General features: G+C 57.6%; 1 protein-coding gene. It reads right to left on the bottom strand.

Annotated features, from left to right (window positions below):
• The coding region (locus AC3XQU_RS23750; RefSeq protein ID WP_489876593.1) for a hypothetical protein at nucleotides 1-270 on the bottom strand (270 nt) is incomplete at its 3' end.
• Nucleotides 271-283: the final 13 nt, after the last annotated feature.

Genomic DNA, 283 nt, shown 5'->3' on the forward strand with positions numbered 1-283 from the left:
GGGGTCCCATTTCAGCCAGGCATGAAACTGTCCAGCGGACGGATTCGTCGCCAGGTATGCATTCAGTGCCTGTTGTGCGGCAGTCAACCGAGCAGTGCCAACTTCAACAGCCCGGCCGACAGATGCCAGCCGTGCATTGCATTCCTGTTGAGCCTGTACCAGCGTTTGTTCCGCCATCGCTTGCGCCTGTCTCGCGAGTTCCAGGCGCTGTTCCATCGCTTGACGATTTTCCGTGGCTAGCTCGAAATCTGCTTTTGCTTGTTCCAGCATGCCTTGAGCCTGC

This window comes from Telluria sp. AZSoR62, from assembly GCF_058111565.1.